Genomic DNA, 12,809 nt, shown 5'->3' on the forward strand with positions numbered 1-12,809 from the left:
TAAGTGCGACTATGATCTAATGGCTCGCTAATTGGCAAGTTGTCTTTAAAGGAGATGGGGAAATATGAATAAGGCTGTTTGGTTTCCGACAGAAGAATACAAGTCATCCACTCGCTTACATCAATGGATGACATCACTTGGGTTTACTGATTATGAGACGTTTTATAAAAAATCGATTGAAGATATTTCTTGGTTTTGGGGGGAAGCGGAGCGAGCCATTGGTTATCGTTGGATGAAAGCATATACTGAAGTGCTGGAGTTAGAAAATGGTATTCCTTTTCCAAAATGGTATGTAAACGGTACGTGCAATGTTGTGGAATCCGCGCTAGACCGCTGGATAAAAGACAATGGAGTAAGAACAGAACCTGCACTCATTTGGGAAGGAGAGGGCGGAGCAAGTAGAACCTTTACCTATGAAGAGCTGGATGAGTGGGTGAGTCGTGTTGCTGGCGGCCTGCAGCAGCAAGGAATTCAAAAGGGTGACCGTATTACAATTTATATGCCGATGATTCCAGAAACGGCTGTTGTGATGCTGGCTGCTATGAAGATTGGAGCGATTGTGTCTCCCATCTTCTCGGGGTTTGCGGCAGCGGCAGCGGCAGCACGCGTACAGGCAGCAAAGTCAAAGATGATTGTAACAGTGGATGGCTTTATGCGCCGGGGAAAAGTAATACCATTAAAGGCTGAAGTGGATCGTGTTTGTGAGCAGTGCGCAACAGTAGAAAAGGTTGTTGTTGTCCGGTATGCAGGAAATGTATGTCCGCCCAAAAAATATGATCTATTATGGAATCAATTAGAGAACGCAAAGCCCTTGCGCCAGTCACTTGAGATGAAAAGTGATGATCCGCTTATGCTGATTCATACATCCGGTACAACTGGGAAACCGAAGGGGACGGTGCATACACATACTGGCTTCCCTCTAAAGGCGTCCTTCGATGCTGCATTTGGCATGAACGTGCAAACAAGAGACCGTCTTATGTGGGTAACAGATATGGGATGGATGATGGGCCCTTTCCTGCTGTTTGGTGCGCTTATAAATGGAGCGACAATGGTGATGTATGATGGAGTGCCAGATGCTCCTGCAGACCGTCTGTGGGAAATGACGGATCGCCATCGAATTACGCATTTAGGCATTTCACCGACCTTAATCCGTTCTCTTATGGCAAAGGGAGATGAGTGGGTCATGAAGTATTCTCTAGCAAGCTTACAGGTAATTGCTTCTACCGGTGAACCGTGGAACTTGGATCCTTGGATTTGGTTATTTTCTACTGTTGGAAAAGGAAGACTTCCGATTTTTAATTACTCAGGTGGAACGGAAATCTCTGGTGGTATTTTCGGCAATGTTCTTGTAAAACCGATTGCACCGATGGGATTTAACTCACCACTCCCAGGAATGGCAGCCGTAGTATTAGATGGAGAGGGTCGCCCGCTTGTTGGCGAGGTAGGGGAGCTTTGTATTGAAAAGCCATGGGTGGGCATGACAAAGAGTTTTTGGGAGGATAATGAGCGGTACATCCACACGTATTGGTCCCGGTACAAAAATAAATGGGTGCACGGTGATTGGGTGAAATTTGACGGAGAACAGTACGTTATTACCGGTCGTTCTGATGATACGCTAAACATCGCTGGAAAGCGGATCGGACCAGCGGAATACGAATCTGTTCTCGTGCAGCATGCCGACGTAGTGGAGGCAGCGGCAATTGGGGTACCAGATGAAAGGAAGGGAGAGGTGAGTCATTGTTTTGTCGTACTGAGCGAAGGAGCCATTTATACAAAGAAGTTACAAGAAGAGCTGCTGTTTCTTGTCAGCACGCACATTGGTAAGGCGCTTTGTCCGAAGGTGATCCATTGCATTGCTGATCTGCCAAAAACACGCAATGGAAAAGTAATGCGCCGCGTTATTAAAGCGGCATTTTTAGGAGAGGCTCTTGGGGATTTGTCCACCCTTGTGAACCCTGAAATTGTTATAGCTATTCAAGCTTTAGCAGTGCAAAGAAAGAAATAGCGGGCAAATGGGATAGCAATCCGGCATTTCTGGACTTTTGTATTCATAAATTTATCCAAAGATATTTGCAAAAAGATATTTCCGTCAGTGTAATGATATGAGATGATAAGAATAAGATAGGAGTAAGAAATAAGAGGGGGATTCTTAATTGGGACTTTGGGATAGGTGGTTTGGCAGTAGAATGTCTAACACCGTTATTGTGCACACGCTTCATCTTTGTCACGGGTATAAACAGCGGATTTGGGAAATTGGTAAGGACGTTGATGCAAACGCTATTAGCAGCAAGGCTGATAATAACGAATTGTACGTGCTTTATTCCTATATAGACGGCGAAGAAGTGGAACACATTACAACAAAGGAATTATTTAAGGCCGCGCTCGATCAGTATGAAGAGATTGAACAAGGTGTGGAAGAATCGATTCAACAAGCTTTTCACTAAATAGATGCTGACCTTTGGAAATAAACCCTTGCATAAGCAGGGTTTTTTGTTTTGCACTGTAGGAAAGGATAAATTTCCAGCTAGAAGTGAATGTGCCGCAGATGGAAATTTTAGGAATGTAGTATAAGTGTAACTACGCCTTTGTCTTCGCCCAAGTGCAGGGCTCGCCAGTCAGCGAGTTTTCTTGAATGCTTACAAGCTGTAAAAAGCCTGTTGCAAACATTTGTACAAGCACCTAACAAATAGTGATTTTCTCTAAAGAAATAAGAATTTATTGTTTTTGCGCATGAATTGGATTTTATATGGAAACATATGTTGGTATGCATACGGTTTGGAACACTTTATCTTTCTGCTGTGAAAGGAGAATATTGTATGGAAAAAATTGAAGTAGGCGAAATTTTTACTCTTAGCGATGAGGATGATCAGGAGCAGGAATTTGAGGTTCTGGGAATTATGAATGTCGAAGGAATGGAATACGTGGCTGTTGGTCTTGTGGAAGACATTCAACAGGAAACAGGTGAAGACATTGATATCTTCTTTTTTAGAGTAGAAGAAGATGGGAATTTGTCACATATTGAGAGTGACGAGGAGTTTGAACAGGTGTCTGCTGCGTTTGAGGGGAGTATGGATGAGTAAGATGCCTACATGTTATACATTACACCTAAAAAACCTTGCTGCGTAGCAGCAAGGTTTTTTAGGTTATCTAATCAGGAACATTTGAATGACTTTCCCAATAAATCTCCTATTGTAGCACTCCGTCAAGGCTTCCTTGTTAGATAGAAATGTTAACTTATTGTATAATCCACCAACAAACGTCAACATAGAATCATTTTTGCTTTGAGAGTATGTAATTTTTTTAGGTTGATGGTCTAATTTTTAACTTAGCCCTATAGGATTATCAAAGATTTTCTTATGAATTGCACTATGTAAAAGTTCATTTTTGTTGTAACACAAAAAAAATAAAATTAATTTATAAAAAAGTTAGCAAGAAGCTGACGATAAGTTTTTGGGAGGTGGCTATAGCAAGATGAGCAAGGAACAGGGGGATGCATCAGTGAACTTAATTGCACAGAATTATACTTCGTTATTTTGAGCAAGCAGAAGCTGAAAATAAGAAATTCCAATCAGCATAGTAAGCTTTTATAAAGTGAAATAATAGAGAATGGAAAGGTGTGTTTCTTTATATGCAAAGGATGAAAGCGTTATAAAAAATTACGTTGCCCTAAACCTATATATTACTCAGTATTTTGAAAATAGCTAAATTTGAAGAAATATAAAGAGAGAATATTATATTATAAACTTTTCTTATATAATTTTTTGTTTCAGTTTATGAATAAATTACATTGTTTACAAATCGTAATGAACCCGGAGAAACATTGATATTAAGGTATTGTAAATCGTAATGAAAATAATAGATAGAATATTGACAATATTTTTTACCTTTGCTAAATTATCCATGTGTTTAACGTTATGTCCCAGTAATGACACTATAAGGTATTGGTTTTTGGCATTCTCATATTGTTATAAAACTAATATCTTTTGGTTGTTATAATAAAATAATTAAAATCAAGGGGGACTTGTTATGAAAGAGGTTCGCACCGTATTAGAGAGCTTGAATAACGTTGGAATCGATCCGGTCAAGGCTGTAATTGGATCTGTTTCTGACGTATTTCAATGGGAGGAACAAAAAGTAAACGAAATGAAGGGTTACTTGCTGTCAGAGAACTTCAGATATCATTACGAACACAATGCGTATTATCGAATGCTTTGTGACGACAACAATATTACCCCAGCGGACATTCAAGACTTCAAAGACCTACATAAGATTCCTCTGATTCCAGTCACCAGTTTTAAAAGACCAGATTCTCATCTTTTATTATCTACTTCATTAACCAACATTGAATTTGAAATGCGCAGTACAGGCACAAGCGGTATTCCTAGTATTTCTCGCCGTGACCGTGAGACAGTTGACCGAAGTATATTCAGCCTCTATGCGATGTACAGGGACATCTTTATGTTTTCCAGGGGCGCTGCTTTATTTTTGTTCCCTTCACCAGAGGAAATACCAGAGATGGGAATGGTGAAGGCTTTAAACATGCTTTCGGGTCTATTCGATGCGACAAAATGTCTAGTAAAGCGTGCTTCATTTAAGCCGCAAGAAGCTATTGAAGTCCTGGAACGATGGGAGAATATGCATACCCGTCATATCATTGGCCCTCCTTTCCTTGTGTATAAACTTGTTAAGTATTTGAAGACAAATGCTATCCGCTTAAAGCTTGATAAAAGAACCATGGTAATAAATCTTGGAGGGTGGAAGAAGTTCTCTGGTATGGAAATTCCTCGTTCACAGTTTAATGAAGACTGTGCCGAGTATCTAGGCATCCCTAAGGAAAATGTCCGTGATATGTACGGTCTTGTTGAAGCCAACTTATTAGCAATTGAGTGTGATAAGCAATCTAAACATGTACCGCCATGGGTTCATTTTTCTCTTCGTGATCCAAAGGATTTAAGCAAAGAAGTTCCGCAAGGCCGACGCGGTGTTCTGGCAATTATGGATCCAACATCTTTGTCATATCCGGGGTTCATTCTAACGGAAGATCTCGTTTATTTAGAAAAAGAAAATACATGTGAGTGCGGTCGGAATGGACAAAAGGTTGTCTACATTACCCGTGTGCCAGGTGCTGAAATTGGTTGCTGTGCCATTAACCTAGAGAAGCACATGGATGAAGTAGAAGCTCAAAAAACTACTGTTGCACCTTAGGAGGTGAAAGAGGATGTATAACCCAACCATTGTAGCTCATTTCAGTAATCCTAAACATTCAGGTGAGTTGCCAAATGCGAACCAGGAATTAAAAATTGGCAATTCAGTTTGTGGAGATACGATTTTTTTAAAGTTACGCATTGTCCAGGAAAAAGTGGAGGATGCAAAATTCACTGCATACGGCTGTGCTACATCTCTTGCCACAGCAGATATTTTTGCTCATTATATCATCGGAAAGCAACTATCAGAGATTATAGCCACACCTATTGATATACGTGAAGCAATGCTAGGGGAACTAGAGCCTCCGCAAATGCATTGCCTGTACATTCTGCACGAATTGTTTACTCAACTTGAACAAGTGGCTGTGTAGGAGGCTCTCGTTATGATTGGCAAATACTTTGATTACAATGCCACCACTCCTCTTCGTGAGGAAGTGGTGGATGTTTTAAAAGAGCATATTGGTACATTTGGGAACCCCTCTAGCATTCATTCTCTTGGCCGAATAGCTAAAAGCAAAGTGCAAGAAGCGAAATTACAAGCTTGCAAGCTAATTGGTGCAGGGGAAGACAATCAAATTATTTTCACATCAAGTGGAACAGAGGCGGTTAACTTTGCTTTGAAGGGATATTTGCATGCTTTTGAGGAGGAAAATGTCCATATTATTACTACGCAAATTGAGCATCCAGCTACTTTAGAAGTGTGCCGCTTCTACGAGAATAGAGGAGTAGAGGTCACATATTTACCTGTTAACCAAGAAGGTATTGTTCAAATTGAAAGCTTGGAGCAAGCAATGCGTCCGAATACGGTGTTGGTCTCAGTTATGATGGCAAATAATGAAACGGGGACTATTCAACCTATTAAGCAAATGCTTCAAACGATAAAGGCTATCAATCCCCATGTTTTCTTTCATGTAGATGCGGTGCAAGCTGTTGGGAAAGTTCCTGTACATGTAAAGGATTTAGGAGTTGATGCGCTATCCTTTTCTTCTCACAAGTTATATGGACCGAAGGGGGTCGGTGCTTTATATATGAAAGACTCGACATCCTTGCAGCCTTTAGTACATGGGGGAGGTCAGGAGAATGGCTGGCGTGGCGGAACGGAAAATGTGCTGGGGGCCATAGGATTTGGAGTTGCTTGCAGCTTGGCGTATGCGGAACTGCCTGTACAATACGATAAGATGATAGAATTGAAGGCTTATTTGTTGGAGAGGTTGCAGACGTCAATAGCAGATTTCGATGTAAATGGAACAATAGACACCGGTCATAGCTTACCAGGAACGTTGAATGTGGCATTTGCTCATATCCGTTCCGAAGCATTGGCGGCAATTTTGAATGAGATATACGGCATAGCAGTTTCTGTAGGATCCGCTTGCAGTTCAGAGAAAGTAAAGCTGTCCCATGTTTTGCAGGCATTAGGACATTCTGAAGATAGAATTAAATCATCGCTGCGAATCAGTTTTGGAAAGTACACAACACGAGAAGATATAGACTACCTGATTCGAAGTTTATCTCAGTCTGTATATACGCTGCGACAGATGCTTCCGCAAGTAAAGGAGAAGGTGTAGATGTTAGACCAATTAAAGCTTGTTGCGCCTGTACGATCCAAGTTTATGCTGCAGGAAATGTTAGAAGCTGGAGTTGATGAAATTTATGTCGGTGTTCGACATCCATTGCTCCAGCAGCTTTCTTTTGATAATCGTTTCCAAACCGTCGCTGGATATCCAGCGCACTTTGAAAACTGGGAATCGCTTCAAGAAGTGATGGATCTTGCCAAGAGGAAAAGCGTTCAGGTTATCTTTATGGCGAATGCATCATATATTCCACGGGAACTTGAGCAGCTATACATAGGGCACGTGGCCCAAGCTGTTGAATTGGGAGTGGATTTTGTGACTGTCTCTTCGTTTCAAACGCTGGAACTTTTAAAGGGCTTTCAAAAGCGTGTAGCCTTCATTTCTGGATCAACGATTGCTCCCGTAAATAAGTACGCAGTCCGTATGCTTCGCGAAAAGGGGATTGCTCGTATTACAGTAGGGCATAGTACAACGCTTGAAGAAATAAAGCGCTGGAAACAAGAAGGTCTTGAGATGATGATAACCGGGAACTTTGGTACCGGCAGCGTGCCGGCAGCATGCCGGCTGTGGGAGAGTCCTAATAATGCTGAAATAGGCGAAGGGATACGATCTGGTTATCGTGTAGAGTTTCCAGGCGGCAGTATAGTGAGTCAGATGACGTTACTTGATAGTGCAACAGACTGCAGTTTGTGCAATTTGGAAGAACTTGTGGAGGCTGGTGTACGCGCCATTAAATTTATAGGCAGAGAAGCCCCAAACCCTGTTTCTCTTTCTCTTGTAGTAGATGTATTCCGGCAATGGAAAGAGCTTGGACTTGAGAGCGTTTCTATTGCAGGCAAGAAGGAAGTCATGGAGCAGGAACAATTAATGTGGGTTATGAAGTGGGTACCGAGGTTTTGTGAAAAGTGCCGCTGCACATATCTTCCTACGCGCACCAATCAAATGTATGTATAGGAGGGCGAAGCTTGAATACTTCCAAAAAAGAACTCAGAGTTCATCATGATCAGCTGTATACATTATCGAGTCTTTTCCTTGAGGATTATGACACTATTTGCTTGGGACATTCGGGTTGTATTCATAAGATGGCGGGATTGACCGAAGAGCATATTCAATATATTTTACAACAAGGGAAGAACGCTAAAATTGAACTCCCTATCTTGTTTGAAGCCCATTTTGGGCGTGTAATGGAAAAGGTTCAGCAACTCTTTCATCTTCCTCTTAACATTGTAGTCAATGACTGGGGAACACTTCATTATTTGGTGTCACAACAAAATCCGTCGCATGTTTCTTTTTCATTGGGAAGACAGCTTGTATATAGCTTTATAAATTGCCCATGGTACGAGGATATTTTACAAAACGAAACTGCTGACATTAGGCAAATGTATTTTCAAGTAAATGTGGACTCTGATTCAATTATAGTGTTGCTCCAGCAATATGGAGTGCAGGAAATTGATCTGGATATAGGACCGGGAATGCAGGAGTCTATTCAATCGCTTCGCAAGGAAGGCATTGCTGTTAATGCTTTTTTAGGCTATGCGATGGCATCAATGTCCCGTTCTTGTCATACAGCCCGTGCTTATAATGAAACTGTCGGAAATTGCGGTCATTTATGCAATGAAGCGATTTACATTGAGCCTCGTCAACGGTGGAATAGATTTGAAGATACTATGATACGAATTGCAAAAGAGAATCGCCAAAGGTTGGGTGAACTGATTGTATACGGCAATATCGTGGTACAAAACAAAGAATGGGCTGGAGAGGAGTCGTTTGAAGTTGACTCCATTTGCGATGATTTTCGCTTTTCTCCAAAACAAATTAGACAGGAGGCCGTAAAGTGAAGACACAGGAATTGCAACAGTCACTCTCGGATATTCTGGAAAAAGTGGACGATGTTGTAGTGGATTACCTCATCCCTAATGCGAAAAAGTGGGATACGGAACGAGCATTTCCAAGAGAAAATCTGGCTGCGTTGGGAGAAGAGGGGCTTTTAGGTCTTATGATTCCAAAAGAGCTTGGAGGAATGGGAGGGACTCCTCGTATATACAAAGAAGTTGTAGTAAAGCTAGCACAAGCATGTGCATCGACAGCCCTTGTTTATGTGCAGCATACATCAGCCGCGTCTATCATGTTATATGGTAAGCAGCAGCCATATATATCAGAGCAGCTAGGGCTTATGGCACAAGGGAAACGTTTGGCAACCATCGCTTTAAGTGAAGCGGGTTCTGGATGTTATTTTTTCCTACCAGTCAGTCAGGCAGAAAAGATAGATAAGAATTTCCGGCTAAATACGAATAAAACAATGGTAACAAGTGCGGGAGAGGCTGATATATACGTAACGAATTCCAAAGCCACTTTCGCAAAGAATTCTATGCAAAGCAATTTTTATGTGATTCCTAAGGAACATCCTGGTATTACCTTAGGGGGGATTTGGGAAGGGATGGGATTGCGCGGAAATCAAAGTGCTCCGATGACTATTGATTGTCAGCTTGATGAAGAGATGCTCATTGGAAAAGAGGGAGAAGGATTTAAAATCGTAAGGGAATCTCTGCTTCCGATGGGACAAATCGGTATTTCTGCGTTAAACATCGGAATTGCGAAAGCAATTTATGAAGAGTCCGTATCCTACGTCAAGAAACGTTTTTATGCGCATATTAATACGAATCTATCAAATTTTCAAAGTATCCAGCAAATCGTGGGAGAAATGAAAATTATCTGTGATCAGGCGGAAAAAGCGTTAGATACAGTAGTGCTGAAATTAGAACTAAATCAATTGGATATGGTAAGTACATTGGAAATCAAGGTAATGGCTTGTCAAGCTGCCATGCAATTGGCTGATTTAGGGCTAAAGGTATGTGGTGGGTACGCGTACTCAGCGCATTCTCCGATTGAACGCTATATTAGGGACAGCAAAGCAGGTTCTGTAATGGGCCCTACACCTGAAGTGTTAAAGGAGCTTATCGGTAAGATTGTATTGGATGTTCCAACGCAATTGTAAAATGGAGGGGAAAGGCTATGACAAATCAACCGATAGTACAATACGGTGGTTTGAAACAGGTATTCGCAGTCAGTCTTGGCTTATTTCTTGTGTTCTTGGACAGCACAGTCGTAAATATAGCGTTGCCAACCATTATTGAAGATTATGGTATCACTCTAAGTGTGGCATCTTGGATCATCAATGCGTTTGTTCTTACATTAGCAGTTTTACTGGTTACCTTTGGGAAGCTTGCGGATATGTTTGGAAGGTCGCGTTTCTTTTTGATAGGACTTGTCATTTTCACGATCAGTTCCTTTTTTTGCGGAATTGCACCAAACGAAGAAGTTTTAATTGTCGCCCGGGTGCTTCAGGGAATTGGAGGGGCTATGATAATTCCTGCTAGTATGATGCTTGTGCGTACAGCGGTGCCGCCAGAAAAAACAGGCTTGGCAATGGGGATTTGGGGAGCGGTAGGAGCATTGGCAGTCGCTGTTGGACCGAGTCTAGGCGGAGTAGTAACCGAATATATCAACTGGAGATGGGTTTTCTACATTAATGTTCCGGTTGTCGTTCTATCATATCCTTTCATACGGATAGCATTTAAGGGGCATCACGATGTGCGGACACCGTTTAGCCTTGATTTTTGGGGAATAGCGACACTTAGTGCAGGCTTATATTTTCTTACTTATGCGATTCTCCAAGGCGAAGAATTAGGATGGACTTCTCAAGTAATTTATCTGTATTTTGGGATAAGTTTAGTGTCGGCACTATTATTTGTATTAATAGAAAGAAAAGTGCGTCAGCCCCTGGTAGACTTCACAATTTTTCAAAATCGGCATTATGTCGGAGGAATTCTGTCTAACTTTTTGGGTGGTGTACTCTTGATGGGAACACTTATCCTGCTGCCAATTTATTTTACGCAAGTCAAAGGATACGACACTTTACAGTCTTCCTTTCTGATTACACCACTCTCGGCCGTTATGCTTGTGGTAGCACCTATGATTGGCCGTTTGATTGATCGCATTGGTTATTTTATGCCAATGGTTTTGGGATACATATTTACAGTTGCAGGCTTTGCATTGTTAGTTAATTTGGATGCGAATGCATCCCTGAAACATCTTGTTTTTGTAATGATAATGCTCGGTACTGGGTTAGGTATTATCATGGTTACGAGTGTGACAGTTTGTACGGCTTCTGTATCAGACAAACACGTATCGTTAGGTTCGGGCATTTTTGCAACATCACGAAATATGGGAGGCGCAATCGGAGTATCGTTATTTGTATCTCTCACCCTGAGCTTTTTAAATACCTACTCTTCTGAAATAGTAGATCAGGGGATAACACGTTTCCAAAAAGCAGAGTTACCTTCTCAAGTGACAGAGCAAGCCATTGCAAGACTGGAGAAACAAAGAAGCAACTTCTTTGAAGAAGCGAAAAAGCTGGGGGAATTTAAAATATCAGCTGAATTGCGTCAACAGACTATTGTAAAGAAAAAACAAGAAGTTCTGCAAACATTGCCACAAGGAACTCAGCTGCCACCACAAGCGGAAAAGGAAATTGAAACAAAAGTGGACGCGGAACTGCAGAGTATTGAAAAGGAAGTAAATGATATTCAAGGTGACATAAGAGATGATGCGGAAACATATTTAGTAAAAGCAATGACGAAGGCCTTTTGGAGTGGCTTAATATTGGCTGTTGTATGCAGTGGAAGTTTGTTGTTTTTACGGAAGCGTGCTGTAGATGCAGCGCTAGATACAGCAGTAACAGAATAATCCATCAAAGATCGGTGAAAGCCGATCTTTTTTTACAGGATAAGAGAGTATAACTTTTCGGGGTGGTGTCTAGCTCCCAAGGCCCAAAATGGCAGCGTAGGACTGAACCTCCACAAAAGGAAAAAAGCGCCTTTTACTCCGGCCCACCCCTACGCTGCCATAAAAGGCGGACCTTGTCTTCTTTTCTTACACTTTAAGAAAGTATAAATTTCTAGCAGGAAGACAGTTCGACGTAGTTAGAAATTTTAGGAACAAAGTATAAGTGCAACTACGCCTCTATCTTCGCCCAAGGGCAGGACTCGCCAATCGGTGAGTTTTCTTTAGCGGTCTCGTACAGCTGCATTAGTAATTGAAATCCTAATTTTTGGTCGAAGGAAGTCCTTTTGAAGAAAATGAAGCTAGATAAGCGAGTTCGAGTATTCTGGGAACAGTGAAATTAAATGCATGTCACAAGTATCCCTCACATATATTGGGATAAGCAGAGGATTAGGAGGATGTTATGGAAGATGTATACATAGGAATCATTGTATCTTCTATATGTACTATATTAGGAGCTGTTCCTGCCGTGTTTTTACAAAACATTTCGCATCGTCATAAAGATAACTTGTTAGCTTATACAGCTGGAATTATGGTGGCTGCCGCTACGTATGGATTAATTCCTTCTACACTAAAAATTTCTAATTTATTGGTACTTTCAATCGGGATTATTTTAGGAACACTAGTGTTGACACTTTTAGATTATTATCTTCCTCATATAGATTTAGATCACTCATCTACTGTATCATTTCAAACAAGTGCACCCTTGTTATTTATCGCCATAGCTCTTCATAACGTACCTGAGGGTCTTTCCGTTGGTGTAAGTTACGCGAGTGATTATCAAGATTTAGGACCGGTTGTTTCCTTTGCAATTGCACTGCAAAACATTCCGGAAGGGTTTTTAATAGCTTTATTTCTTATATCAAATTATGAGAGCCGCTTTAAAGCCTTTCTATATACTGCTATCACCGGGTTAATTGAACTTATTTCGTCAATGATAGGCTTTCACTTTACTGGTGCGTTTTTATTCATTGTTCCTTATGGACTAGCTTTTGCTGCAGGTGCAATGCTATTTATTGTATATAAAGAGCTGATTCCAGAAAGCCATGGGGATGGAAATGAAACAACTGCAACCTTTTCCTTTATTTTTGGCTTACTTTCTATGATAACATTAACAAATTGGTTTCGATAATATCTGAAGTGAAGTTATTTTGTTAGGTACTCTTGTCAGATTTTCCTGAGGAGCACTTTT

The 12,809-nt window shown here is 41.1% G+C and carries 11 protein-coding genes; all 11 read left to right on the plus strand.

All coding sequences use genetic code 11. The features are described 5' to 3' along the window. The first annotated feature begins 64 nt into the window (after window positions 1–64). The 11 genes from AAHB12_RS16105 (at window position 65) to AAHB12_RS16155 (ending at window position 12,749) form a co-directional block, all read left to right on the plus strand. The gene (locus AAHB12_RS16105; protein ID WP_342046021.1) at window positions 65–2,005 is read left to right on the plus strand and encodes an AMP-binding protein; all 1,941 of its coding nucleotides are present in this window, start codon (window positions 65–67) and stop codon (window positions 2,003–2,005) included. A gap of 148 nt (window positions 2,006–2,153) precedes the next feature. Continuing rightward, a complete protein-coding gene (locus AAHB12_RS16110; protein ID WP_129726447.1) occupies window positions 2,154–2,444 on the plus strand; it encodes a hypothetical protein in 291 nt (96 codons plus the stop codon). A 372-nt stretch (window positions 2,445–2,816) separates the two neighbouring features. Then, window positions 2,817–3,080, plus strand: coding sequence for a DUF1292 domain-containing protein (locus tag AAHB12_RS16115; RefSeq protein ID WP_129726446.1), 264 nt, complete (start codon window positions 2,817–2,819; stop codon window positions 3,078–3,080). A gap of 946 nt (window positions 3,081–4,026) precedes the next feature. After that, window positions 4,027–5,205, plus strand: coding sequence for a LuxE/PaaK family acyltransferase (locus AAHB12_RS16120; RefSeq protein WP_342046022.1), 1,179 nt, complete (start codon window positions 4,027–4,029; stop codon window positions 5,203–5,205). A gap of 13 nt (window positions 5,206–5,218) precedes the next feature. Further along, a complete protein-coding gene (locus AAHB12_RS16125; RefSeq protein WP_342046023.1) occupies window positions 5,219–5,575 on the plus strand; it encodes an iron-sulfur cluster assembly scaffold protein in 357 nt (118 codons plus the stop codon). A 12-nt stretch (window positions 5,576–5,587) separates the two neighbouring features. Continuing rightward, on the plus strand, window positions 5,588–6,769 hold the full coding sequence (locus AAHB12_RS16130) for a cysteine desulfurase family protein (RefSeq protein ID WP_342046024.1): 1,182 nt from the start codon (window positions 5,588–5,590) through the stop codon (window positions 6,767–6,769). After that, the gene (locus AAHB12_RS16135; protein ID WP_342046025.1) at window positions 6,770–7,729 is read left to right on the plus strand and encodes a U32 family peptidase; all 960 of its coding nucleotides are present in this window, start codon (window positions 6,770–6,772) and stop codon (window positions 7,727–7,729) included. It begins immediately after the preceding gene. An 11-nt stretch (window positions 7,730–7,740) separates the two neighbouring features. Further along, complete coding sequence (locus AAHB12_RS16140) at window positions 7,741–8,613, plus strand: hypothetical protein (RefSeq protein ID WP_342046026.1); 873 nt, start codon at window positions 7,741–7,743, stop codon at window positions 8,611–8,613. Next, window positions 8,610–9,770: an acyl-CoA dehydrogenase family protein gene (locus tag AAHB12_RS16145; protein ID WP_342046027.1), complete on the plus strand. Its 1,161-nt coding sequence runs from the start codon at window positions 8,610–8,612 to the stop codon at window positions 9,768–9,770. The genes AAHB12_RS16140 and AAHB12_RS16145 overlap by 4 nt, the downstream gene beginning before the upstream one ends. A 17-nt stretch (window positions 9,771–9,787) precedes the next feature. After that, a complete protein-coding gene (locus tag AAHB12_RS16150) occupies window positions 9,788–11,521 on the plus strand; it encodes an MFS transporter (RefSeq protein ID WP_342046028.1) in 1,734 nt (577 codons plus the stop codon). Between the two features lie 499 nt (window positions 11,522–12,020). After that, window positions 12,021–12,749: a ZIP family metal transporter gene (locus tag AAHB12_RS16155; protein ID WP_129726438.1), complete on the plus strand. Its 729-nt coding sequence runs from the start codon at window positions 12,021–12,023 to the stop codon at window positions 12,747–12,749. Window positions 12,750–12,809: the final 60 nt, after the last annotated feature.

It is taken from the genome of Bacillus sp. OTU530, assembly GCF_038440375.1.

Coding starts and splice junctions, on each gene's coding strand:
- AAHB12_RS16125 (WP_342046023.1), top strand. CDS start 5,219: ATGTATAACCCAACCATTGTAGCTCATTTCAGTAATCCTAAACATTCA.
- AAHB12_RS16155 (WP_129726438.1), top strand. CDS start 12,021: ATGGAAGATGTATACATAGGAATCATTGTATCTTCTATATGTACTATA.
- AAHB12_RS16135 (WP_342046025.1), top strand. CDS start 6,770: ATGTTAGACCAATTAAAGCTTGTTGCGCCTGTACGATCCAAGTTTATG.
- AAHB12_RS16115 (WP_129726446.1), top strand. CDS start 2,817: ATGGAAAAAATTGAAGTAGGCGAAATTTTTACTCTTAGCGATGAGGAT.
- AAHB12_RS16150 (WP_342046028.1), top strand. CDS start 9,788: ATGACAAATCAACCGATAGTACAATACGGTGGTTTGAAACAGGTATTC.
- AAHB12_RS16120 (WP_342046022.1), top strand. CDS start 4,027: ATGAAAGAGGTTCGCACCGTATTAGAGAGCTTGAATAACGTTGGAATC.
- AAHB12_RS16130 (WP_342046024.1), top strand. CDS start 5,588: ATGATTGGCAAATACTTTGATTACAATGCCACCACTCCTCTTCGTGAG.
- AAHB12_RS16105 (WP_342046021.1), top strand. CDS start 65: ATGAATAAGGCTGTTTGGTTTCCGACAGAAGAATACAAGTCATCCACT.